The 22,872-nt window shown below is 75.2% G+C and carries 18 protein-coding genes and 1 pseudogene; 12 read left to right on the top strand and 7 right to left on the bottom strand.

What is annotated here, in order from left to right:
- Window positions 1–202: 202 nt before the first annotated feature.
- Window positions 203–1,183 carry an endonuclease/exonuclease/phosphatase family protein gene (locus AC2TEW_RS12950; protein ID WP_484623497.1) on the bottom strand — a complete coding sequence of 327 codons (981 nt, stop codon included), beginning with the start codon at window positions 1,181–1,183 and terminating at the stop codon, window positions 203–205.
- Window positions 1,184–1,247: 64 nt separating this feature from the next.
- Here AC2TEW_RS12950 and AC2TEW_RS12945 point away from each other — a divergent pair, with 64 nt between their 5' ends.
- The 5 genes from AC2TEW_RS12945 (at window position 1,248) to nudC (ending at window position 8,185) form a co-directional block, all read left to right on the top strand.
- Window positions 1,248–1,850, top strand: a complete 603-nt coding sequence (locus tag AC2TEW_RS12945) for a PadR family transcriptional regulator (RefSeq protein WP_484623496.1) — start codon at window positions 1,248–1,250, stop codon at window positions 1,848–1,850.
- Window positions 1,851–1,946: 96 nt separating this feature from the next.
- Window positions 1,947–2,705, top strand: a complete 759-nt coding sequence (locus AC2TEW_RS12940; RefSeq protein WP_484623495.1) for an ABC transporter ATP-binding protein — start codon at window positions 1,947–1,949, stop codon at window positions 2,703–2,705.
- A complete protein-coding gene (locus AC2TEW_RS12935; protein ID WP_484623494.1) occupies window positions 2,702–5,581 on the top strand; it encodes an FtsX-like permease family protein in 2,880 nt (959 codons plus the stop codon). Before AC2TEW_RS12940 ends, AC2TEW_RS12935 begins: the two co-directional genes overlap by 4 nt.
- A 129-nt stretch (window positions 5,582–5,710) precedes the next feature.
- Entirely contained in the window at window positions 5,711–7,111 is a 1,401-nt protein-coding gene (locus AC2TEW_RS12930) for a dipeptidase (protein ID WP_484623493.1), read from the top strand.
- Between the two features lie 132 nt (window positions 7,112–7,243).
- Window positions 7,244–8,185, top strand: coding sequence for an NAD(+) diphosphatase (gene nudC / locus AC2TEW_RS12925; RefSeq protein ID WP_484623492.1), 942 nt, complete (start codon window positions 7,244–7,246; stop codon window positions 8,183–8,185).
- A 252-nt stretch (window positions 8,186–8,437) separates the two neighbouring features.
- Here the strand turns inward: nudC and AC2TEW_RS12920 are convergent, their stop codons facing one another.
- The gene (locus AC2TEW_RS12920) at window positions 8,438–8,923 is read right to left on the bottom strand and encodes an ATP-binding protein (RefSeq protein WP_484623491.1); all 486 of its coding nucleotides are present in this window, start codon (window positions 8,921–8,923) and stop codon (window positions 8,438–8,440) included.
- A 140-nt stretch (window positions 8,924–9,063) separates the two neighbouring features.
- Here AC2TEW_RS12920 and AC2TEW_RS12915 point away from each other — a divergent pair, with 140 nt between their 5' ends.
- The gene (locus AC2TEW_RS12915) at window positions 9,064–9,864 is read left to right on the top strand and encodes a GntR family transcriptional regulator (protein ID WP_484623490.1); all 801 of its coding nucleotides are present in this window, start codon (window positions 9,064–9,066) and stop codon (window positions 9,862–9,864) included.
- 169 nt (window positions 9,865–10,033) lie between these two features.
- On the opposite strand, the gene AC2TEW_RS12910 is transcribed toward AC2TEW_RS12915, so the two are convergent.
- A complete protein-coding gene (locus AC2TEW_RS12910; protein WP_033824794.1) occupies window positions 10,034–10,291 on the bottom strand; it encodes a mycoredoxin in 258 nt (85 codons plus the stop codon).
- A 232-nt stretch (window positions 10,292–10,523) separates the two neighbouring features.
- Here AC2TEW_RS12910 and AC2TEW_RS12905 point away from each other — a divergent pair, with 232 nt between their 5' ends.
- From AC2TEW_RS12905 to AC2TEW_RS12890, 4 genes are all read left to right on the top strand, one after another.
- Window positions 10,524–12,800: an ATP-dependent DNA helicase UvrD2 gene (locus tag AC2TEW_RS12905; RefSeq protein ID WP_484623489.1), complete on the top strand. Its 2,277-nt coding sequence runs from the start codon at window positions 10,524–10,526 to the stop codon at window positions 12,798–12,800.
- A gap of 230 nt (window positions 12,801–13,030) precedes the next feature.
- Window positions 13,031–13,522, top strand: a complete 492-nt coding sequence (locus AC2TEW_RS12900; protein ID WP_484623488.1) for a hypothetical protein — start codon at window positions 13,031–13,033, stop codon at window positions 13,520–13,522.
- A gap of 162 nt (window positions 13,523–13,684) precedes the next feature.
- Complete coding sequence (locus AC2TEW_RS12895; RefSeq protein WP_082527184.1) at window positions 13,685–14,053, top strand: WhiB family transcriptional regulator; 369 nt, start codon at window positions 13,685–13,687, stop codon at window positions 14,051–14,053.
- The gene (locus AC2TEW_RS12890) at window positions 14,050–14,460 is read left to right on the top strand and encodes a putative WhiB-interacting protein (protein ID WP_484623487.1); all 411 of its coding nucleotides are present in this window, start codon (window positions 14,050–14,052) and stop codon (window positions 14,458–14,460) included. The genes AC2TEW_RS12895 and AC2TEW_RS12890 overlap by 4 nt, the downstream gene beginning before the upstream one ends.
- Window positions 14,461–14,852: 392 nt before the next feature.
- Here AC2TEW_RS12890 and AC2TEW_RS12885 read toward each other — a convergent pair whose 3' ends face one another.
- Both AC2TEW_RS12885 and AC2TEW_RS12880 read right to left on the bottom strand, forming a co-directional pair.
- On the bottom strand, window positions 14,853–16,196 hold the full coding sequence (locus AC2TEW_RS12885; RefSeq protein ID WP_484623486.1) for an ABC1 kinase family protein: 1,344 nt from the start codon (window positions 16,194–16,196) through the stop codon (window positions 14,853–14,855).
- 615 nt (window positions 16,197–16,811) lie between these two features.
- Window positions 16,812–17,945 (bottom strand): ThiF family adenylyltransferase, encoded by a 1,134-nt coding sequence (locus tag AC2TEW_RS12880; RefSeq protein WP_484623485.1) that lies wholly within the window; start codon window positions 17,943–17,945, stop codon window positions 16,812–16,814.
- Between the two features lie 431 nt (window positions 17,946–18,376).
- On the opposite strand from AC2TEW_RS12880, the pseudogene AC2TEW_RS12875 reads away from it, so the two are divergent.
- Window positions 18,377–18,946: pseudogene (locus tag AC2TEW_RS12875) on the top strand (M48 metallopeptidase family protein); the annotation flags it as partial.
- 224 nt (window positions 18,947–19,170) lie between these two features.
- Here the strand turns inward: AC2TEW_RS12875 and AC2TEW_RS12870 are convergent.
- On the bottom strand, window positions 19,171–19,773 hold the full coding sequence (locus tag AC2TEW_RS12870; RefSeq protein WP_484623484.1) for an NUDIX hydrolase: 603 nt from the start codon (window positions 19,771–19,773) through the stop codon (window positions 19,171–19,173).
- On the bottom strand, window positions 19,770–21,419 hold the full coding sequence (locus AC2TEW_RS12865; RefSeq protein ID WP_484623522.1) for a zinc-dependent metalloprotease: 1,650 nt from the start codon (window positions 21,417–21,419) through the stop codon (window positions 19,770–19,772). The genes AC2TEW_RS12870 and AC2TEW_RS12865 overlap by 4 nt, the downstream gene beginning before the upstream one ends.
- Window positions 21,420–21,609: 190 nt before the next feature.
- Between AC2TEW_RS12865 and AC2TEW_RS12860 the strand changes: the two genes are divergently transcribed.
- Window positions 21,610–22,758, top strand: a complete 1,149-nt coding sequence (locus tag AC2TEW_RS12860; RefSeq protein WP_051814205.1) for an NAD-dependent epimerase/dehydratase family protein — start codon at window positions 21,610–21,612, stop codon at window positions 22,756–22,758.
- Window positions 22,759–22,872: the final 114 nt, after the last annotated feature.

Raw genomic sequence — 22,872 nt, 5'->3', positions numbered from 1 at the left:
GGGTACCCCCGGCCGAGGGCCGGGGGCGCAACTGCGCGGAGCGGGAGGGGGCTGCGCGAGACGGACCCGGAGGTGCTCCGGACTCTCGGACGCCGTCCTCGACTCCTGCCCTCCCGCCTCGCGCAGTTCCGCCCCCAGCCTCCGGCCGGGGGTACCCCCAGCGCCCCTGAGGGGGCGCCCTCTGGCGCCCCTGACGTAGTCGTCAGAGGGTGACGTCGACGACCAGGGGGCGGTGGTCGGAGACCGCCGTGCGCGGGGCGTCGGCCGGGCCGACCGCGCGGCGGGGGACGCCGACCGCGAGGACGTGGTCGAACTGGACGGTCGGGCGGTGCGACGGGTAGGTGGGGGTGCGGGCCAGGTCGTACCAGCCCTGGAGCCGGGGCCGCGGCTCCCGGACCCGCCTGCGGCGCGGCCCCGGCTGGGCGGCCCGGGCCCGGCGCGCCGCCCGCGCCTCCCTGATCCGCTGCTGCGAGGTGGAGCGCTCCAGCGCGCTGGCGCTGCCGAGCACCGTCCGCGGCACCGCCCCGACCAGGTTGAAGTCGCCGAGCACCAGGTAGGGCTTGGGCAGGTCGGAGATCCACCGGCGGATCCCGGCGAGCTGGGCGACGTTCCACCCGGGCACGAAGGACAGGTGGGTGGCGACCACGGTGAACGGGCCGTGGACGCCTTCCAGGACGGCGGCCAGCGCCGCCCGCGGCTCGTCCGGCACGGGGGTCAGGCCGCGGCGTCCGGCCACCCGCAGCGGCAGTCCGAACGGCGCGGGCGCGAACCGGCGGGCCCGCCAGTGGTGCACCGGCAGCCGGGTGAGCAGTGCGGTGCCGTAGGCCGGCCGGTCGGTCCGGGTCTCGACCTCGGCGGGGCCGTAGACCTGCAGGCCGCTGACGGCCGGGTCGGCCACCCAGCCGGCCACCGGTGCGGGCCGGCCGTGCACCGCGGCGGCGAACCGCCAGTCGGCGGCGCCCATCGCCTTGGCGGCGACGGCGCTCTGGTCGACCAGTCCGGAGCGCTCCTGGTGGCGGTCGACCTCCTGGAGGGCGAGCACGTCCGCGTCCAGCGCCGCGACGGCCTCGCCGAGCGGACCGCCCGGGTCGCCGCCGGTGTCCGGGAACGGCAGCGGGCTGCCGTCCGGGGCCAGGGGCTGACCGTGCAGCAGGTTGAAGGTGGCGATGCGCAGCTGGCTCACACCGTACGACGGTACCGGGTGCCGGGCTTGAGCAGTTCGCACATACCGGGTATACATACGTGGTATGTCCATCCGACACGGTCTTCTCGCCCTCCTCGACCAGGGCCCGCGCTACGGCTACCAGCTCCGCACCGAGTTCGAGGCCCGGACCGGCGCCACCTGGCCGCTCAACGTCGGCCAGGTGTACACCACCCTCGGCCGGCTGGAGCGGGACGGGCTGGTCGCCCCGGCGGGCGAGGACGAGGAGGGGCACCTGTTCTACGCCGTCACCGAGGAGGGACGCGCGGAACTGCGTCGCTGGTTCGACACCCCGGTGCCCCGGACCAACCCGCCCCGGGACGAGCTGGCGATCAAGCTCGCGATGGCGGTGACCGTGCCGGGCGTCGACGTCCCGGCCGTGGTCCAGGGCCAGCGGCGGCACAGCATGAAGGCGCTGCAGGACTACACCCGGCTCAAGGGCCAGGCCCTGGCCGGTGACACCGGGGGCGAGGCCGATCTGGCGTGGCTGCTGGTGCTGGAGCAGCTGATCTTCCAGACCGAGGCGGAGATCCGCTGGCTGGACCACTGCGAGACCCGGCTGACCAGGCGGCAGGAGGAGCGCGAACAGGCTGCCGCGGCACCCGCCCCGGCGCCCGCGCCGGCCAAGCGCCTGCGCTCGCGGCTGTAGGGGCGGGCCCGCGCCGGACCCGGCGTCCGCCCACCGCCCGGCCCCGAGCCGGGCACCGAGTACCGATGAACCACCAAGCGCAGGGGGAAGTTGACCATGTCTCAAACCGAAGCGCCGGTGCTGCACCTGGAGCAGGTCAGCCGCGTCCACGGCCAGGGCGCCGCCCAGGTGCACGCCCTGCGGAGCGTCGACCTGCGGGTCCACCCGGGTGAACTGGTCGCCGTGATGGGCCCCTCCGGGTCCGGCAAGTCCACCCTGCTGACGCTCGCCGGCGGACTCGACTCGCCCACCGGCGGCCGGGTGCTGGTCGAGGGCACCGCCCTCGGCGAGCTGAGCCGCAAGAAGCAGGCGGAGGTCCGCCGCCGGTCGGTCGGCTACGTCTTCCAGGACTACAACCTGATCCCCGCGCTGACCGCCGCCGAGAACATCGCGCTGCCCCGCGAGCTGGACGGCGTCTCCGCCCGGGCCGCCCGCCGCGAGGCGCTGGCCGCCCTGGAGGAGCTCGGCATCGACGAGCTGGCGGACCGCTTCCCGGACGACATGTCCGGCGGCCAGCAGCAGCGGGTGGCCATCGCCCGGGCACTGATCGGCGACCGCCGGCTGGTGCTCGCCGACGAGCCGACCGGCGCGCTGGACTCCACCACCGGCGAGACCGTGCTCGCCGTGCTGCGGGCCCGCTGCGACGCCGGCGCGGCGGCCATGATGGTCACCCACGAGGCCCGGCACGCGGCCTGGGCGGACCGGGTGGTCTTCCTGCGCGACGGCCGGCTGGTCGACGAGACCGCGCAGCAGGACGCCGCCACCCTGCTGGTCACCGCCGCCACCAACAGCGTCAAGGGCGGTGACGGGCGGTGAGGCTCGCCGCCTGGCGGGCGACCCTGCGGATCGCCCGGCGCGACGCACTGCGGGCCAGGGGCCGCAGCGCCCTGGTGCTCGCCATGATCGCCCTCCCGGTGCTCGGCGTGGCCGGCGCCGACGTGGTCTTCCGCAGCTCCCAGCTGACCCCCGCCGAGCACGCCGACCGGCTGATGGGGCGCGCGGACGCCCTGCTGATCATGGACGTGCCGGGGAGCACCGTGCTCCAGGAGCCGGACGCCGGCAGCGGCCGGACGATCGCCGACACGGTGAAGGGCCAGCAGCCCACACCGGAGCAGACCCGCAGCCTGGCCGCGACCGACCCGGCCGCGCTGATCAAGGAACTGCTGCCGGCCGGGACCGTCATCGTCCCGGTCGCCCAGGGCGAGGGCGGCTCGGCCACCAGCCGCGACGGCCGGGTCCGGGTCGAGACGGCGGAGGCCGACCTCACCGACCCGGTCTGGCAGGGCGCGATCACCATCACCGCGGGCCGCGCCCCGAGCGCGCCGCAGGAGATCGCCGCCACCACCGCCTTCCTCGAGCAGGCCGGACTGCGGCTGGGCGACGCCACCGCCCTGCGCGGACTGGACGGCAAGCCGTACACCATCACCGCGGCGGTCGAGCACCCGGACAGCCTCGGCACCGTCGAGCTGATCGGCCGCCCCGGCGCGCTGATCGCCCCGCTGAAGGCGACCCGCACCCAGCACGACGACCGCTACGAGCCCGGCGGCCGCTGGCTGGTGCAGCTCCCGTCCGGCGCCCGGCTGGACTGGCCGAAGGTGCTGGAGCTCAACAAGTACGGGCTGGCGGCGACCTCCCGGGCCGTCCTGGCGGACCCGCCCGCCCGCGCCGACGTGCCCTACTACGTCCAGGAGGACAGCCGGGGCCACGGCTCGGACGGCTCCTCGACCGCACTGGTCATCCTGGGCACCGTGGTCGGCATGGCGCTGCTGGAGATCGTGCTGCTCGCCGGGCCCGCCTTCGCGGTCGGTGCCCGGCGCTCCCGCCGCCAGCTCGGCCTGCTGGCCGCCGGCGGCGGCGACCGCTCGCACGTACGGGCCGTGGTGCTCGGCGGCGGCGTGGTGCTGGGCCTGGCCGGGGCCGTCGTCGGCGTGGTGCTGGCGGTCGCCCTGGTGGTGGCGGCCCGGCCGTGGCTGGAGACCCAGGGCGGAGTCCGGTTCGGCCACCTGAGCGTGCAGCCGCTCGACCTGCTCGCCGTGGCCGCGATCGGGCTGGTCACCGGGCTGCTCGCGGCCGTCGTACCCGCCGTCCAGGCCTCCCGCCAGGACGTGGTGGAGGCGCTCACCGGGCGCGGCTCGGTCAAGCCCGCCAACCGCAAGCTGGCCGTACTGGGCCTCGCGATGGTCGGCGGCGGCGCCGCGCTGGCGCTGATCGGCGGCGGCACCGGGGTCGGCGGCCGCTCCACCTCGGTGCTCGGCGGCTCCGCCGTCGCGGAACTCGGCATGGTCGCGCTCACCCCGATGCTGGTCGGCCTCTTCGGCCGGCTCGGCCGGCGGATGCCGCTCGCGCCCCGCCTCGCCCTGCGCGACGCCGTCCGCCACCGCGGCCGGACCGCGCCCGCGGTCGCGGCCGTGATGGCCGCGGTGGCCGGCTCGGTCGCCGTCGGCATCTACACCACCAGCACCGACGAGCAGGAGCGGCTGGACTACCGGGCGAGCATGCCGCCCGGCGCGGTCTCGGTCGCGATCGGCTACGGCCCCGACGCCGACCCGGCCAAGCTGCCCGCCCTGCGCGCGGCGGTCACCGAGGCGATGCCGGACCTCGGCCCGCGCGGCGACCTGGCGGACGCCAGCTACCAGGGCGACTGCCGGCTGACCGGCGACCAGTGCGGAAGCATCGAGGTGGCCGTCCCCAAGGAGCGCCGCTGCCCGGCGACCGACTCCGACCCCGACAACCTGCAGCCGGTCGGCTACCAGGACCCCGAGTTCACCCGGCTGATGCGGGAGGACCCGCGCTGCCGGCGCAGCTACCCGGCCGGCGGCGGTGGCTTCGGCGCGGTCCAGATCGGCGACGCCACCGCCCTGCACAACCTGTACGGCACCACCGACCCGGCCGCCGTCCAGGCGCTCGCCGCGGGCAAGGCCCTGGTCTTCGACCCGCTCTACCTGAAGGACGGGAAGATCACCCTCGACCTGACGGCCCGTTCGGACCGCTCCCGGCCGAGCCCGGCGCCGGGTACGGACGGCTCCCAGGACCGGCCGAAGGTCGAACACGTCAGCGTGGACGCCGTCCTCGCCGGTGCGACCACCCCGGGCGGCGGGGCGTTCGTCTCCCCGGCGACCGCCCAGCGCCTCGGGCTCGCCGCCACGCCCGTCGGCTCGGTCTGGCTGCCGGACTCCACCCCGGCCGACGGCGCCGAGCAGAAGGCCTCGGCCGCCGTGGCCAAGTCCAGCGACAGCGCCCAACTGACGGTCGAGCGGGGCTTCAAGCCGCGCAAGACCCTGATCACCCTCGGCCTGACCGGGTTCGCGGCCCTGGTCGCCCTCGGCGCGGCCGGGATCGCCACCGGCCTGGCGGCGGCCGACTCCCAGCACGACCTGACCACCCTCTCGGCGGTCGGGGCGACCGGCGGCATCCGGCGCCGGCTGGCCGGGTTCCAGTGCGGGACGATCGCGGCGATGGGCGCGATCCTCGGCACCCTGGCCGGGGTGGTGCCGGCCGTGGCACTGCGCAAACTGGAGTCGGCCACGGCCCCCGCGTACGGGCCGGTGACGCTCGCCCCCACCCCCGCGGCCGTGATCGCCTTCCCCTGGGCGGAACTGGCGATCACCCTGATCGGGCTGCCGCTGGCGGCCACCGTTCTGGCGATGCTGCTGACCAGGTCCCGGATGAGCCTGGTCCGCCGCCGCGCCTGAGCCCGCCGGGCGGTGTGGGCCGCCCGCGGGAGTACCGGCCCCGTGGCCTGCGTCGAGTGACGGAGGTTACGGGGCCGGACGCCGGAGGGCGTGGGCGCGCGCCCACCCGGGCGAACTAAAGTCGTCCGTATGACGAAAACCCCGGACAGCGCCGTCCGCTCCTACATCGACCAGCACGAGGCCGGCTTCCTGCAGGACCTGGCCGACTGGCTGCGCATCCCCTCCGTCTCCGCCGACCCCGGCCTGGCCGGAGAGGTCCGCAGGTCCGCCGAGTGGCTGGCCGCCAAGCTGCGGGAGACGGGATTCCCGGTCGCCGAGGTGTGGGAGAGCGACGGCCTTCCGGCGGTCTTCGCCGAGTGGCCGTCCGGCGACCCGGACGCGCCCACGGTGCTGGTCTACGGGCACCACGACGTGCAGCCCGCCGCCAAGGAGGACGGCTGGGCGACGGAGCCGTTCGAGCCGACCGTGATCGGCCGTCAGCTGTTCGCCCGCGGCGCCGCCGACGACAAGGGCCAGGTCTTCTTCCACACCCTGGGCCTGCGCGCCCACCTGGCCGCGACCGGCCGCACCGCCCCGGCGGTCAACCTGAAGCTGCTGGTGGAGGGCGAGGAGGAGTCCGGTTCGCCGAACTTCGCCGCGCTGGTGCGCCGCGAGGCCGAGCGGCTGGCCGCCGACGTGGTGATCATCTCGGACACCGGGATGTGGGCCGAGGACACCCCGACCGTCTGCACCGGCATGCGCGGTCTCGCCGACTGCCAGATCGACCTGTGGGGTCCGGACAGCGACATCCACTCCGGCTCGTTCGGCGGCGCCGTGCCGAACCCGGCCGCCGTCGCCGCCGAGCTGGCGGCCGCCCTGCACGACGGCGACCGCAAGGTGGCGGTCCCCGGCTTCTACGACGGGGTGGTCGAGCTGACCGAGGAGGAGCGCGCGCTCTTCGCCGAGCTGCCGTTCGACGAGGCCCAGTGGCTGCGGGTGGCCAAGTCGTACGGCACCCGCGGCGAGCGCGGCTACACCACCCTGGAGCGGGTCTGGGCCCGGCCGACCGCGGAGGTCAACGGCATCTGGGGCGGCTACACCGGCCCCGGCGGCAAGACCATCGTCCCGGCCGAGGCGCACCTCAAGCTGTCCTTCCGCCTGGTGGCGGGCCAGGAGGTGGAGAAGGTCCGCGAGGCCGTCCGCGACTGGGTCGCCGCGCGGGTCCCGGAGGGCATCCGGCACGAGATCGTCTTCCCCGGAGCGACCCGGCCCTGCCTGACCCCGCTGGACCACCCGGCGCTGCAGTCCACCGTCCGGGCGATGGGCCGGGCCTTCGAGCAGAAGATCCTGTTCACCCGTGAGGGCGGTTCCGGACCGGCCGCCGACCTCCAGGACGTGCTGGGCGCGCCGGTGCTGTTCCTCGGCATCTCGGTGCCCTCCGACGGCTGGCACTCCGTCAACGAGAAGGTGGAGCTCGACCTGCTGCGCAAGGGCGTCGAGGCCGCCGCGTACCTGTGGGGCGACCTCGCCGAGACCTGGCCGCAGGCGTGAGCGGCTCCTCCCCGGCCCGGACCGCCGTCGAGGCCGGTCCCGGGCCGCAGCCCTGCGCCCGGCCGGCCGCGCCCGGCCGCGCCGACAGACCGAAGATGACCGCTCCTGATGATCCGAACGGGATGAGCCGACTTGAGCAGCGTGCCTGACGTGCCCGACACCAAGCACCTGGCGCTGGCCCGCGCCGGGGTCGACCGGGCCGCGCACCACCGCTTCGACGAGCCGTGGCTGGCCGCCGCGTGGAGCCACCCCAGCACCCAGGTGCTGCCGATCTCCGCCGGCGAGGCCTTCGTGGTCGACACCGAGGACGGCTGCGAACTGGTCCTGCTGCCCTCCTTCGAGGCGCCGCAGTCCGGGGACCGCTACTTCCTCGGCACCGACGACGCCGGGGTCTCCTACTTCGCGCTGGCCGTCGACAGCCTGCCCGGCCGGCTGGACGGCGACGCCCGGCCGGCCGGGCTGCGCGAGGTCGGCGCGAGCCTGACCGACCGGGACGCCGGCCTGCTGGTGCACGCGGTGGCGCTGGAGCACTGGCACCGGCTGCACAGCTTCTGCTCCCGCTGCGGGCACCCGACCGAGAAGGCCGGGGCCGGGCACGTCCGCCGCTGCACCTCCTGCGCGGCGGAGCACTACCCGCGGACCGACCCGGCCGTGATCATGCTGATCACCGACGGCGAGGACCGCTGCCTGCTGGGCCGCCAGGCGCTCTGGCCGGAGGGCCGCTGGTCCACCCTGGCCGGCTTCGTCGAGCCGGGCGAGTCGCTGGAGCAGGCGGTCGCCCGCGAGGTGCTGGAGGAGGCCGGGGTCAAGGTCGGCGAGGTCCGGTACGTGGCGAGCCAGCCGTGGCCGTTCCCGTCCAGCCTGATGCTCGGGTTCATGGGCAACGCCGACCCGTCCGGCACCGGGATCACGGTGGACGGCGAGGAACTGGCGGAGGCCCGCTGGTTCTCCCGCGAGGAGCTCCGGGCCGGGATGGCGGCGGGCGAGATCCTGCCGCCGTCCGGGATCTCCATCGCCCGGCACCTGGTCGAGCTCTGGTACGGCGAACCGCTGCCCTCGGCGGCCCGCTGGTAGCAGCGGCAGCAGCGGGCCGCCGCCGTCCCGGGGCGAGTCGAAAGCGTCCCGCGGGCGGGGTCGAAAGGGGTTCGAAACATTTCGGCAGATATTCGGCCGTGGGCCGGGATCCGGCCGTGAATGCGGCGGACGGCCGTGAATGGTTGCGAAAAGGGGCGCGCGGATTTCTCCGCGCGCCCCTTGCGTTCCGTGCGCAATCACTTTCCGGCCGTCGGCGGGCGGACGGTCCGGGCGTGCCCGAACCGTCCGGTCCTACCGGTCCAGCCAGCAGCTGACGGTCTTTCCGGTCAGTCGTGTGGTCACCAGCCAGCGCGCGCTGATCGCCGTGACGATGCTCAGGCCGCGGCCGGTGGGCTCGTCGTCGCCGGCCCGGCGGACCCGGGGCAGGCCGCGCCCGAAGTCGGCGACCGAGACCTGCAGCGCGTCCCCGGTCAGCGCCAGCGTGAGGGAGACCGCGCCGCGCCCGTACCGCACCGAGTTGGTGACCAGCTCGGAGACCACCAGTTCGGCGCTGTCCGCCAGCTCGGCGGCGCCCCAGGCGGCCAGCGCGGTACGGGTCAGCCGGCGGGCCAGCGCGACGTTCCGCGGCTGCGGGGGGAAACTGGCCGTCGCCGACCAGGCGCCGCGCTCGGCCGCGGACAGCGTGCGGCCGGGGCGTCCGGCGGCGCCGGAGGAGTCGGTCGGGTGCTGCTCGAGGTGGCGGGCGTTCCGCCGCTGCGGGGTACTGCTGACGGGCATGGTCCGCCCCCGGGGTGCGCGTGATGGGAAGAATTCGACTGCGATCGATCCGGCCGGGATCCGCCTCGGAATCCCCGGGCCTGGCCAATGTTGGCGGGTTTCGCTGAAATGGCGCAAGCCGAATGGCTACATTCACTCGGGTGACAATCCCTCGCGGCGGCGTGCCGTCTCCCAAGTACCAGCGTCTCGCGGCCGACCTGCGCCGCCGGATCGAGGCGGGCGAGTGGCAGGGCGGCGCCCAGCTCCCGGTCGAGAGCGAGCTGGAGCACCACTACGGCGTGGCCAGGAACACCGTCCGGCTGGCGGTCGACCTGCTGGTCAACGAGGGGCGGCTGGTCAGGCTCCAGGGCAAGGGCACCTACCTGAAGCAGCAGCCCCTGCTGGACCACCGCGCGTACGCGCCCGCGCGCGTCACCGGCCAGCGGGACTCGCTGGCGGCCCCCTCGGAGGTCTACGCCAGGGAGGCCCGGGAGACCGGGCGCCGGCTGACCGTCGACTTCGAGATGCTCATCGTCCGGGCCCGGGCGGACATCGCCGGCTGGCTCGGACTGGTCCCCGGCGAGGCGGTGGTGGTCCGCCGTCAGCTGCGGATGACCGACCGCGAGCCGTTCTCCATCGAGGAGAGCCACTACCGCGCCGGGCTCGCGGCCGGTACCGCGCTGATGGAGCCCGAGCCGGTGCCGGGCGGGGACGAGACGGCGCTCGCCGCCATCGACCGCACCGAGACCGGCGGGGTGGACCACCTGGTGGCCCGGATGCCCGGGCCGGCCGAGGCCGCCTGGTTCGAGATCGGCCCCGGGGTGCCGCTGCTGGTGCAGACCCGGGTCAGCTCGGACCGGCGCGGCCCGGTCCGGGTGATCGAGACCCGCTACGCGGCGGACCGCTGCCGCCTGCTGTACGGCCTCGGCGAGGCGGCCGGGCGGCCGCCCGGCCCGCGCTGACCGGGTTCTCGCCCGCCACTCCGCGCCCCGCCCCGCCGCCGGGCCGCCCGTGGAACGGCCCGTATCGCGGCCCGTGGAACGGCCGCGGCCCCGCACCCCGCCGACGGCGGGCGGGTGCGGGGCCGCGGGGTGCCGCCCGGGACGCCGGGCGCAAGGGGCGCGGTCGGACTCAGCCGGCCAGCGCGGCCTGGACCTGACGCAGGCTCGGGTTGGTCATCACGACCTGGTCGCCACCGCCGGCCGGCACCACCAGCACGGTCGGGACCACCTGGTTGCCGCCGTTCACCGACTCGACGAAGGTCGCCGAGTCCGGGTCCTCCTCGATGTTGATGACGGTGTAGCCGATGCCCTCGCGGTCCAGCTGGCTCTTGAGGCGGTTGCAGTAGCCGCACCAGGTCGTGCTGTACATCGTGACGCTGCCGGACATGGCTGGAGCTCCCTCGGGTCGGGTGGGCGTGCGGTCGCCGGATTGAACGCGCGGCGCGCCCCGGCCATTCCACGGCCGCCCCGGCGTGTGATTCCGCGCACGAGCCGGGGCCCGCGGTGATGGTCGGACCATTGCGGTCGAGCTGTGGACAATCCCGGGCAGACTGTCGGCAGAGCCTGTCAGGATGTCGGGACCCGTCGGCCGGACCCGCCGGGCTGAGAGGATGGACCGCATGCAGGAAGAGCTCTTGGGTGACCTCGGCCGGTACGACGCCTACGGCCCCGGCGGCGCTACGCCGCCCGGCGCCGATGCCGTGCTGGCCGGTCTCGACCCCGAGCAGCGCGCGGTCGCCACCGCCCTGCACGGGCCCGTCTGCGTGCTCGCCGGCGCCGGGACCGGCAAGACCAGGGCCATCACCCACCGGATCGCCTACGGCGTGCGCAGCGGCGTCTACCAGCCCCAGCAGGTGCTCGCGGTGACCTTCACCGCGCGTGCGGCCGGCGAGATGCGCGGCCGGCTCCGCCAGCTCGGCGCCGAGGGAGTCCAGGCCCGCACCTTCCACTCGGCCGCCCTGCGCCAGCTCCAGTACTTCTGGCCGCGCGCGGTCGGCGGCGAGGTGCCCCGGCTGCTGGAGCGCAAGGTCCAGCTGGTCGCCGAGGCGGCCGGCCGCAGCGGCCTGCGGGTCCAGCGCACCGAGCTGCGCGACCTCACCGCCGAGATCGAGTGGGCCAAGGTCACCCAGATCGTGCCCGACGACTACCCGGCCGCCGTGCTCAAGACCGGGCGCGACGCCCCGCGCGACCCGGCCGAGATCGCCCGGGTCTACGCCACCTACGAACAGACCAAGCGCGACCGCGGCGTGATCGACTTCGAGGACGTGCTGCTGCTCACCGCCGCGATCCTGGAGGACCGGCCGGAGATCGGCGAGCGGGTCCGCGCCCAGTACCGGCACTTCACCGTCGACGAGTACCAGGACGTCTCGCCGCTCCAGCAGCGGCTGCTCGACCAGTGGACCGGCGGCGGCGCCAGCCTGTGCGTGGTCGGCGACGCCAGCCAGACCATCTACTCCTTCACCGGCGCGACCCCCGACTTCCTGCTGAACTTCCGCCACCGCCACCCCGAGGCGACCGTGGTCAAGCTGGTCCGGGACTACCGCTCCACCCCGCAGGTGGTCCACCTCGCCAACGGGCTGCTCTCGCAGGCCCGCGGCCAGGCCGCCCAGCACCGGCTCGAGCTGGTCTCCCAGCGCGAGGCCGGCCCCGAGCCGGTCTACGCCGAGTACGCCGACGAGCCGACCGAGGCCGAGACCACCGCGCAGCGGGTCAGGGAGCTGATGGCGCAGGGCGTGCGGGCCAGCGAGATCGCGGTGCTGTTCCGGACCAACGGCCAGTCCGAGGTCTACGAGCAGGCCCTCGCCGATCTGGGCATCTCGTACCAGCTCAAGGGCGCCGAGCGGTTCTTCGAGCGGCCCGAGGTGCGGGAGGCCGGGGTGCTGCTCAAGGGGGCCGCCCGGGCCGCCGACGACCCCCTCACGGCGGACGCCCCCGACCTCGCCGCGCAGGTGCGCGCGGTGCTCGCCACCCGGGGCTTCGGCGCCAACCCGCCGGCCGGCTCCGGTGCGGTGCGCGAGCGCTGGGAGTCGCTGGCCGCGCTGGTGCGGCTGGCCGAGGAGTTCGAGGCGGGCCGCCGGGCGTCCGGTGAGCGGGCCGACCTGGCGGCGTACGTGGCGGAGCTGGACGCCCGCGCGGCCGCCCAGCACGCCCCCGCCGTCGAGGGCGTCACGCTGGCCTCGCTGCACGCCGCCAAGGGCCTGGAGTGGGACGCGGTGTTCCTGGTCGGCCTGACCGAGGGCACCCTGCCGATCATCTACGCCAAGACCGACGAACAGGTCGAGGAGGAGCGCCGGCTGCTGTACGTCGGCGTCACCCGCGCCCGTGCCCACCTCTCGCTCTCCTGGGCGCTCTCGCGCTCCCCCGGGGGGCGCGCGAGCCGCAAGCCGACGCGCTTCCTGGACGGGCTGCGCCCCGGCTCGGGCTCGGCCGGCCCCCGCTCCCGCGGCGGGCGCGGCGGGGTCGAGCAGGGCGGGTCCGGCTCGGCCGCGCGCCGGGCCCGCGGTCCGGTCAAGTGCCGGGTCTGCGACCGCACGCTGACCGAGGCGGTGGAGCGCAAGCTCCGCCGGTGCGAGAGCTGCCCCTCGTCGATGGACGAGGCGCTGTTCGAGCGCCTGCGCGAGTGGCGGGCCCGGCAGGCCAAGCTGCAGGCGGTGCCGGCGTACGTGGTCTTCACCGACGCGACCCTGATGGCGATCGCCGAGGACGTCCCCGCCGGCGAGCGCGAACTCGCGATGATCTCCGGGGTCGGCGCCATGAAGCTGGACAAGTACGGGGCCGCCGTGCTCTCGTTGTGTGCGGGGGAGGATCCGTGGGAGGACTCCGCGGAGCAGCCTGCGGGCGAGCCCGTGGAGGAGCCCGGGCCCGAGCCCGACGGGGAGACGGACGAGCCGGCCTGAGCCGCTCGAAGGGCGGCCGCCCGGCCGACCGGAAAACTCGCCGGGAAAATAGTTTGCGCCCCGTGCATGGAGCGCAATAGCCTGCCGGAGCGGTCAAGGGGACGAGATCGCGAGCCGCTGGTGGAAGGGCCTCCTTCCGCATGTGGCGATACTTGCTTGACCTGACCAACATCCGAACATCGGGGCCCGGGGGACTGGGCACCGCGAGACGCCGAGAGGAGGCGAAGACAGTGGAAACCACCATGATGATCACCAAAATGACTGGCCAGACCGTTATCGCCATGCCTCCGGGTGCCGTCTCGTCGTTCGGCACTCCCGGCTTCTCGACCAGCTCCACGCTCTCGCGTGACGTGGTCGTGCTTGCCGGTGGCGGTCTGGGTCTCGACGCCACCGGTGTCTGCGTTGCCGCGGGTTCCGCTGTCAGTGGTCTCACTGTCAGTGGCCTGGGCGACACTGCGGGCATCTCCGTCGAGACGGGTCTGTCCCGTGACTGGGCGACGTTCGCCGGCGGCCTCGGGCTGCGCGATGAGCGACCGACCCAGGCACCGAAGGCGGCAGTAGCAGCAGCGAAGCATGGCGGCTATCTGCAGGTCATCGGTGCCGGAGCCACCAAGAAGCAGGACGAGCAGCAGATCAACCAGGTCAAGGTCGCCATCAATGGCGCCTCGGCCATCCGGATGCGGGCCTTCCGCGGGCCTGAACCCTGGAGAGAACGAACCTGAGCAATCCTCAGGTCGAGCCTCCAGGGCCGCGGAATCCTTCACCAGGATCCGCGGCCCTTCTGTTTTGTCCGGTACGAAAGACCACCCAGGCCCCCCGGGGCCTCCGGCCAGCCCGACCAGCCAGCTGAGCCGGACCCACAGCGAAAAGACGAGGAAGACCACGTGTCCACGGTCATCACACCGCCGCCACTCCCGTCCGTACCGACCGACAAGACCGTCAAGGCCGACCAGGCCGACCCCCCGGAGGTTTCTCTTATGCAGCTCACCGCGATCGACGAGGCCGACGCCCTCGGCGTGCCCGTCCCCTGCCGCTCCTTCGACCCGGAGGTCTTCTTCGCGGAGACGCCGGCCGACGTCGAGTACGCCAAGTCGCTCTGCGGCACCTGCCCGGTCAAGGCGGCCTGCCTGACCGGTGCGCTGGAGCGCCGCGAGCCGTGGGGCGTCTGGGGCGGCGAGCTCTTCGTCCAGGGTGTGGTCGTGGCCCGGAAGCGGCCGCGTGGCCGTCCGCGCAAGACCGAGGTCATGGCGTGAACCCCGCCGGTACGACCACCGCACGCTCAGCCGTGATCCGACGGGGAGAGCAGCCCCCGACGGACCGCGCACTGCGCCTGTCCGTACGCCTCGCCGCCGCCAAGGCGGATGCCGCAGCAGCCAGCCACTTTCCGACGACGCATCACAAGCAGGACCACCACATGACCCCCAACGCCATCGACATGACCGCCCGCGCCGAACGGGCCACCGAACTTCAGATCCAGAACAGGACCCTCGAAATGCATCTTCTCCAGGAATCCCTGGCCCGAGCCCATATGCAGGAACGCCTGCAAGAGGCCGAACACCAACGCATGGCCCTGCGGGCCCACCGGGCGGCGAAGCTCGTCCGGAAGGCCGAGCGGGCCTCGTTGCGCGCCCGCCGGGCGCTTGCCGTCGCGCTGATGTGACGGCCGGTCACCGGTAGCTCCGACGGCCGGTGGTGACACCGCCGGCCACGGGCACCGCCCGCCGCCGGTTCCGCCCGCCGCCGGTCCTGCCCGACACCAGGCCTGCCCGACACCAGCACCACCACCCGCACGACCGGCGGCCGCCAGGGTCGGTGCGGCGGTGGGACGGGGGACGGTGTGGGCGGCACGGTGTCGGCGGGGCAGGTGTCGGCGGACCAGTACCACAGACGGCGATGGCCGCTCCCCACGCAGGGGGAGCGGCCATCGCCGTTGGTCGGGCCGGGAGCGCCTGGGCCCGGACTGCCTGAGCCGGGATTGCCTGGGCCCGGAGTACCAGGGCCCGGATTGGCAGGACCCGCGGTGTCCGGGCCGGTGATGTCCGGGCCGGGCTGTCAGGCGGGTGTCGGCTTCTCGGCGAAGCCCGGCAGCCAGGTCAGCATCTCCTCCCGGAACGGCGCGTTGGCGCCCAGCTGGCAGAGCACCCCGATGGTGCTCAGCGTGACCCGGTGGATCAGCAGGTAGGCGGGGGGCAGGTTGAGCTGCTTGCCGAGGTTGTAGGCGGGCGAACGCGGGTCGGCGATCCGGGCGGCCTGGGCGCGCATCCAGCTCCGGGTGAAGTGGAAGGTGTCCACCGCCGCGGGCTCGATGATCGGCAGCAGGTAGTCGAGCACCGCGTCCGGGTCCAGCTCGACCGAGGGCTTGACGAACCCCTCCTCCCGGAGCATCTCCAGCACCCCGGTGGCGTCACCGGCGAGCGCCATCCGCAGCGAGTCGCCGATCGGGGTCGGCAGGCCGCCGGGCAGCCGGTCGACCGTGCCGAAGTCGAGCACCCCGAGCCGCCACCGCTCGATCGGGCCGTCGTCCTTGAGCAGCCGGAAGTTGCCCGGGTGCGGGTCGGCGTGCAGCAGCCCGGTCCGGGACGGCCCGGCGAACAGGAAGCGGGCCAGCAGCCGGCCGGCCCGGTCGCGTTCCTCCTGGGTGCCCTTGGCGATCACCTCGGCCAGCGGGGTGCCGTCCATCCATTCGGTGATCAGGATCTGGTCGGCCTGCGCGACGACGCTGGGCACCAGGATGTCCGGGTCGTCGGTGAACACCTCCGCGTGCCGGCGCTGGGCCTCGGCCTCCAGCTGGTAGTCCAACTCCTCGGCCACCCGGGCGCGCAGCTCGGAGATCAGCGGCTTGACGTCCAGACCGGGGATCAGCGGGCCGATCAGCCAGGCCACCCGGCTGAGCTGGCCGAGGTCGGCGAGCAGCGCGTCCCCGGCGCCCGGGTACTGGACCTTGACCGCGACCTGCCGGCCGTCGTGCCAGACCGCCCGGTGGACCTGGCCGATCGAGGCGGCCGCGGCCGGCCGGTCCTCGAAGCTGCGGAACTGCTTGCGCCACTGCGGGCCCAGCCGCTCCGCGAGCGCCGCGTGCACCTTGGCCGCGGGCATCGGCGGAGCGGCCTCCTGAAGCTTCGTCAGGGCCGCCCGGTACGGCCCCGCGACCTCCTCGGGCAGCGCGGCCTCGAAGACCGAGAGCGCCTGCCCGAACTTCATGGCGCCGCCCTTGAGCTCCCCGAGCACCTTGAACAGCTGGTCGGCGGTGGCCTGCTGGAGTTCGGCGGTCACCTCCTCGGCCGGGCGTCCGCCGATCCGCCTGCCCAGCCCGAGAGTGGCCCGGCCGGCAATGCCGAGCGGCAGGGCGGCAAGCCGCGCCGTGCGGGTCACTGCCTTGCGCGGAAGATCGCTCAACCCGGGCCTCCCTCTTGGTACGCCCCGTGCCGTCGCCGCCGCCCACGGTGTGGCGCGGCGCACCACGGGGCCGTGGTCACCAGGCCATTGTGCCCGCTCGCCCTTCTGCGGCCGACGGAAGATCCGGACTGTCGTTCGGCCTGCCGATCCCACCGGTGGGCGGTCGGCGGGGTCGGCGACGGGAGAGGCGACGGAATCGGTGGGGGATCGGCGGTCGGATCGGTGGTGGGATCGGTGGTGGGATCGTCGACGGGGAGGGTGCCCGGCGGGCGGCACGCAGAGGTGGCCGAGTCGCCGAGGCCGAGGCAGGGCGCGGGCGGCGGACGGTAGGCGCATGCTCGGGGCGGGTGCGCCGGGGGCTGGTTGCGAACTGGGGCGCGTGGGGTCGGGAGCGCGCCGACCGGTGGCGTGAGGTCGGCGAGGGGCCGCACAGCCACCGCTCGGTGGCCGCCCTGTCGCCAGCTGGTGGCCGTCGAGCCGTCGAGCCGTTGCGCGGTGCACCGGGCCGCGGGGGCCGGGAGGGCCGCCGGGTAGCGGTGCTGCGGTGCTGCGGGGCTGCGGGCGCTTCGGGACTGCCGGAACCCTGGAGCTCGGGTCCGGCCTCGCCGTAGGGCCTCACCCGCCCCGTACGGTCTCGGCCGGTCCGGGGCGGGCCAGCGGGACCGACTGCCAGCGGCAGCCGCAGTCGGGGTGGCCGGGCAGCCGCAGCCGTCTGACCATGCCGTCGGCCGCCGAGATCTCGCACCAGCCGTCGACGCTCGGCGGCAGCACCCCGTCCAGGTAGAGCTCCACGTGCAGGGCGGCCAGCCCGGCGACCGTGGTGGCCAGCGCGCTGTCACAGGCCGGGCTGCGGGCGCGGCCCGGGCCGTCGTCCGCGAGCTGGGCGAGCAGTCTCGGCCAGGCCTCGTCCTCGTCCGTCCGGGCCAGGGTCGCGCAGCTGCCGCAGGCGGAGGCCCCGGGCACCACGAGCGGCCCGACCACGCCCAGGTGCTCCAGGACGCCGACGTAGAGGTGCGGGCGGCCGGAGCGCATCAGCTCCCGCGCCTCGGTGGCCAGGCCGGTGAAGGCGCCGCCGCCGCTGCGGGGTGCGAGCACCACCAGCGTCGGCGGGCCGGGTGGTTCGGCGCCCGGCCGCCGGTGCCGCTGCCGGTCGGCCGCCGCCGCACCGCCGGCCCGGTGCACCACCTCCCGGGCGGCCGTGGACCGCAGCCGTCCCACCTCGGTCGGCGGGAAGCCGGCCGGGGAGCAGTCCCGGGCCGACACCCGGCCGCGGTCGGCCACGGTGACCGCACCGATCCCGCCGGCCGCCAGGACGGCCGCGACCGCGGAGCCGACCCGGCCGGCCCCGCGCACCTCGACCCTGGCCAGCACCCGCCCCTGCAGCACCTCGGCGGCCTCGCCCGGCTCCGGGTGGACCAGGGAGAGCGAGGCCAGGTCCGGGCCCAGCAACTCCTGGCGAGGGCGGGGATGGCGCCCGAGTGCCTGTTGGAGCGCGTCCGCGTCGTCCAGCAGCTCGCTGCGGGCCAGCGAGTCCAGCATGGCGTTGCAGTAGTCGCGGTCGAGGCCGAGCCGCTCCCCGGCGGCGAGCAGGGTGGGGCTGTCCCGGCTGCCGTCGATCAGCTCCAGGAAGGCCGCCACCGCCCGGTCGACGGACTCGACCACCCGGGCGTGCCGGCGGACCGCGCCGAACTGCAGGGTCTCCCGGTCACGCCAGAGCCGGGGCAGGGCAGGCTTGAGCATCGGACGCATGGCTGCCTCCAGGGCCGTCGTACACCAGGGCCGGCCGCCCTGGGTGGGAGCAGCATGCCCGACCCTGGGGAGGCCGTGAATCCGGTTGTCCACAGGCTCGGGCCTATGGTCGGACAATCTGCATGCACAGCCTGTGGATAACTTTCGGCCCTCCCACCCCGCGGTGGTTCTCCCCGGTTCCGGCCGCGACAGCGGACTTCTGTCAGTGCCACCAGGTAACGTCCTGTGCCGTGACAGCCGAACGGGATTCCCAGCGGTCGGCGTCGCGTCGGCGTGCGCGGCCGGCCTCCGGGGCCGGGGTCGCGGCACCAGGCGCGCGCGGCCGGCCAGCCGCGGAGGGGGCCACCGGCCCGTCGACCGCCCCGGGCGCCGTCCCGAGGGGCGACGCGGGCGGGTCCCGCACCCAGCCGTCACCCGCGCACCGGCCCGAGGTCGAGGTCCGTCGCAGCGCCCGCCGCAGCCGTACCGTCTCGGCCTACCGCGAGGGTGACCGGACGATCGTGCTGATCCCGGCCCGGATGTCGCACGCCGAGGAGCAGCGCTGGGTGGCCCAGATGCTGGACCGGCTGGCCGCGCAGGAGAGCCGTCGCACGCTCGGCGACGATGCGCTGGAGCGCCGGGCGGCCGAGCTGTCCCGGGCGTACCTGAACGGCCGCGCGGTGCCCGGCCAGGTCCGCTGGGTGACCAACCAGAACTCCCGCTGGGGGTCCTGCACCCCGAGCGAGCGCACGATCCGGCTCTCCCACCGCCTGCAGGGCATGCCCGAGTACGTCGTCGACTACGTGCTGCTGCACGAGCTCGCGCACCTGCTGGTGCCCGACCACGGCCCGCGCTTCTGGGCGCTGCTGGAGAGCTACCCGCGGACCGAACGGGCCCGCGGCTATCTGGAGGGCGTCGCCTCGGCCGCCCGGCTGCCGCACATCCCGGGCGCCCGGACCGGCCCCGGCCGGCCCGGGGACGAGACCGACGACCCGGCCGGTTCCCACGAGATCTGCGGCTGAGCGACCGCCCGGCCGCGCCGACCCCGGGCCGCGCCGACCCCGGCGCCCGATCGATTGACCCCCGGCGGCCCGGCGCGCCCTGACCACCGCGGGCCGATGGCCGGTGGCCGAGGCCCGGCGGTCAGGGGCCGCCGGGCCTCGGCCATCGGCCGGGGCGGCCGGGGCGGCCGGGGCGGCCGGAGCGGCCGAAGCCGCCGGATCGGCAGGTCAGCCGGATCGGCGGATCAGCCGGTGAGCCGCCGGGCGATGGCGACCAGTTCGCGGACGGAGGCGTCCGTCAGCTCCGGCAGCTCGTCGTAGCCGAACCACCGCAGGTCCAGCGACTCCTCGCTGATCAGGGCGGTGGCCCCGGCCGGTGCCAGCGCCACGTACTGGACGTCGAGGTGGGTGTTCTCGGGCCGGTCCTTGCCGGAGCAGCGGACCTGGTGCCGGTCGAGCTTGACCGGGGCCGGACCGCCGCCGACGGCGAGCAGTTCCAGGTCGGGGATGCCGGACTCCTCGGTGGCCTCGCGCAGCGCCGCCGAGGCGAGGTCCGGGTCACCCGGTTCGCAGTGGCCGCCCATCTGGAGCCAGCGCCCGACCTTGGGGTGCAGGGTCAGCAGAACCCGGCGGGCGGCCGGGTCCACGACGACCGCGCTGGCGGTGATGTGGGCCGGCAGGCAGGCCCGCCACAGGCCGTCCGGGTGGGCGGCGAGGTGGTCGAGGTAGTCCCGGCGGAGCTGCTGCTGGGCCGACCCCTCGGGCGCCCAGGCGCCGAGTGCGCGGACGGCGTCCGCGTGCAGCGCCGCCGAGGTGTCGGGCCCGGCGCCGGTGTGCGCGGTCGTCATGCCTTCGGGCCCTCGCCGTCCTTGCGGTCGTCGCCATTGCGGTCGTCGGTGTCCGACCCGCCGCCGGCGCCGGACCCGCCGCCGGCGCCGGACCCGCCGTCGGTGGCCGGTCCGCCGTCGGCGCCGCGCTCCCGGGGGGTGCCGCTGCCGTCCGCGGCGTCCTTGCCCTTGGCGGCGTCGCCGAGCAGCTTGTCGAAGGCGTCGAAGTCGATGCCGCCCTCCAGGCCGTCGCCGGCCGGGCGGTGCACGAAGCCGTCCGGGTCGTCCAGGTCGGCCGCGGTGGGCAGCATGTCGGGGTGGCTCCACAGGGCGTCGCGGCCGTCGATGCCGCGGGCGTCGGCCAGCGAGGCCCACAGCCGGGAGGCGTCCCGCAGCCGGCGCGGGCGCAGCTCCAGGCCGACCAGCGTGGCGAAGGTCTGCTCGGCCGGGCCGCCGGTGGCGCGGCGGCGGCGCAGGGTCTCGCGGAGCGCGCCGGACTGCGGCAGGTGCGGCTCGGCGGCGGCGTGCACCACCGCGTCGACCCAGCCCTCGACCAGCGCGAGTGCGGTCTCCAGCCGGGCCAGCGCCGCCTTCTGCTCCGGGGTGTCCTCGGGCTGCAGCAGACCGCCGGCCAGCGCCTCCTGGAGCGCCTCGGGGTTGCTCGGGTCGAGCTCCCCGACCAGCTCCTCCATCCGGGAGCTGTCGACCTTGATGCCGCGGGCGTACGCCTCGACCGCCCCGAACAGGTGCGCCCGCAGCCACGGCACGTGGGCGAACAGCCGCTGGTGGGCGGCCTCCCGCAGGGCCAGGTACAGCCGGACCTCCTCGGCGGGCACGCTCAGGCCCTCGCCGAACTCGGCGATGTTCTGCGGCAGCAGCGCGGCCTTCCCGGCCGGGGCGAGCGGCAGGCCGACGTCGGTGGAGCCGAGCACCTCGGCGGCGAGCGCGCCGAGCGCCTGGCCGATCTGGGTGCCGAACATCGCGCCGCCCATCGAGCGCATCACGCCCATCAGCGGACCGGCCATCGCCTGCATCTCGGCGGGCAGCACGCCGCCCATCGCGTTGCCGACCCGCTCGGCGACCGGGTCCACCAGGTCCTTCCAGACCGGCAGGGTGGCCTCGATCCACTCGGCCCGGCTCCACGCCACGGCGGTGTTCGCGCCGGAGGGGAACTCGGTGGCGGAGTCCAGCCACAGCTCGGCGAGCCGGACGGCGTCGGCGACCGCGGTGCGCTCGGTGGCGCTGACCGAGCGGTCCTTGGACCGGCCCTCGGGCTGCTCGGCGACCACGGTCTGCCGGGCGATGTCCTTGGCGAGGTCCCAGTTGACCGGCCCGCCCTCGAACGAGAGCATCTGGCCGAGCTGCTGGAAGGCCGCGCCCAGGTCGCCGGGGTTGAGGTTGCCGAGCATCGCGCCGAAGGGGTTGTCGCCGCCGGGGGCGCCGGGGGCGCCCATGCCGAACAACGCGCCCAGCGGATTGCCCGGACCGAAGCCGAAGGGCTGCTGCGGCGGGGTACCTTCCGGAGAGGCGCCCGGGGTGCCCGGATCCTTCGAGGCGCCCTCGTCCTGGCCGCTCCTGTCCTTGTCCTGGCCGCTCTGTCCGGGCTTGCCCTTGCCGTCCTCGGGCTCCTCGGGCGGGGTGGAGAATCCGAAGGGGAGGTCGCTCACGGGGTCCTCGATCTGGTCGGCCGTCACGCAGGTGGTGTGGCGGGGGAGGCGGCGCGCCCGCGGCGGCGGGCGGGACAACGGTCTGGCGGCCCGACCGCGCCGGGTGCACCGCTGGGCCCGCGCCTCGGGCAGGATGGACCGTACGTGACACTCGTACGTACGCACATAAGCTAACCGTGGAGGATGGTCGGTGAGTTCCCCGCCTTCGGACGTTCGCTCTGGGCTGACCGGAGATGAGGACGCCCCTGTCACCACGGGTTCGCCGCCTCCAGCCTACGGCGGCCGGCCGCTCACCGTGGCGGTCACCGGCGCGGCCGGGGTGCTCGGCGAGCGGGTCGCCGCGCGCCTGGTGGCCTCGCCCGCGGTCCGCAAGGTGCTCGCGGTCGACGACCGGCGCGGCGAGGTGCCCGGCGCCCAGTGGCGGGTGCTGGACATCCGCGACCCGGCGGTGGCCGAACGGCTGGCCGGCGTCGACGTGGTGGTCCACCTGGCGATGGACCTCGGCATGGAATCGGACCCGCGCGCCCGGAGCGCGTACAACGTGCGGGGCGCGCAGACGGTGGTGACCGCCGCCGCGGCCGCCGGTGTGCACCGGGTGGTGCTGTGCACCTCGGCGATGGTCTACGGTGCGCTGCCGGACAACGAGGTGCCGCTGGCCGAGGACTCCGAACTGCGGGCCACCGAGGAGGCCTCGCTGGTCGGCGACCTGCTGGAGATCGAGCGCCTGGCCCGCCGGGCACCGCGCGCCCACCCGGGCCTGCAGGTGACGGTGCTGCGCCCGGCGGTGGTGGTCGGCCCCGGCATCGACACCGTGCTGACCAGGCACTTCGAGGCGCCCAGGCTGCTGGTGGTGGCCGGGTCCCGGCCGTGCTGGCAGTTCTGCCACGTGGACGACCTGGCGTCGGCGCTGGAGTACGCGGCGCTCGGCCTGGTCGAGGGCGAGGTGACGGTCGGCTGCGACGGCTGGCTGGAGCAGGAGGACGTCGAGAAGCTCTCCGGCATCCGCCGGATGGAGTTGCCGGCCGCGCTGGCGCTGGGCACCGCGGCCCGCCTGCACCGGCTCGGCCTGACCCCGGCCCCGGCCGGGGACCTGGCGTACACCATGTACCCGTGGGTGGTCTCCGGCAGCCGGCTGCACGAGGCGGGCTGGCGGCCCGGTTTCACCAACGAGGAGGTGCTGGCCGAACTGCTCGCGCAGGTCTCCGGGAAGCACGCGGTGGCCGGGCGCCGGCTGGGCGGCAAGGAGGCGGCGACCAGCCTGGGCGCGGCGGGGGCCACGGTCGCCCTGGTCGGTACCGCGGCACTGGTGCGCCGGGCCCGCAAGCGGCGCCGGTTCTGAGACCCGGGTCGGCGGGACCCGCCCGCACCCGGACCTCAGCAATGTCACGATGCGAAATTGTCGAATCGTAATGCGGAAGGCCCTTGCTCTCCCGTGGCGGCGATGGGCAATCAT

Source organism: Kitasatospora sp. NEAU-CNBT7, from assembly GCF_057220535.1.
This window is presented reverse-complemented; position numbering and strand designations above follow the sequence as displayed.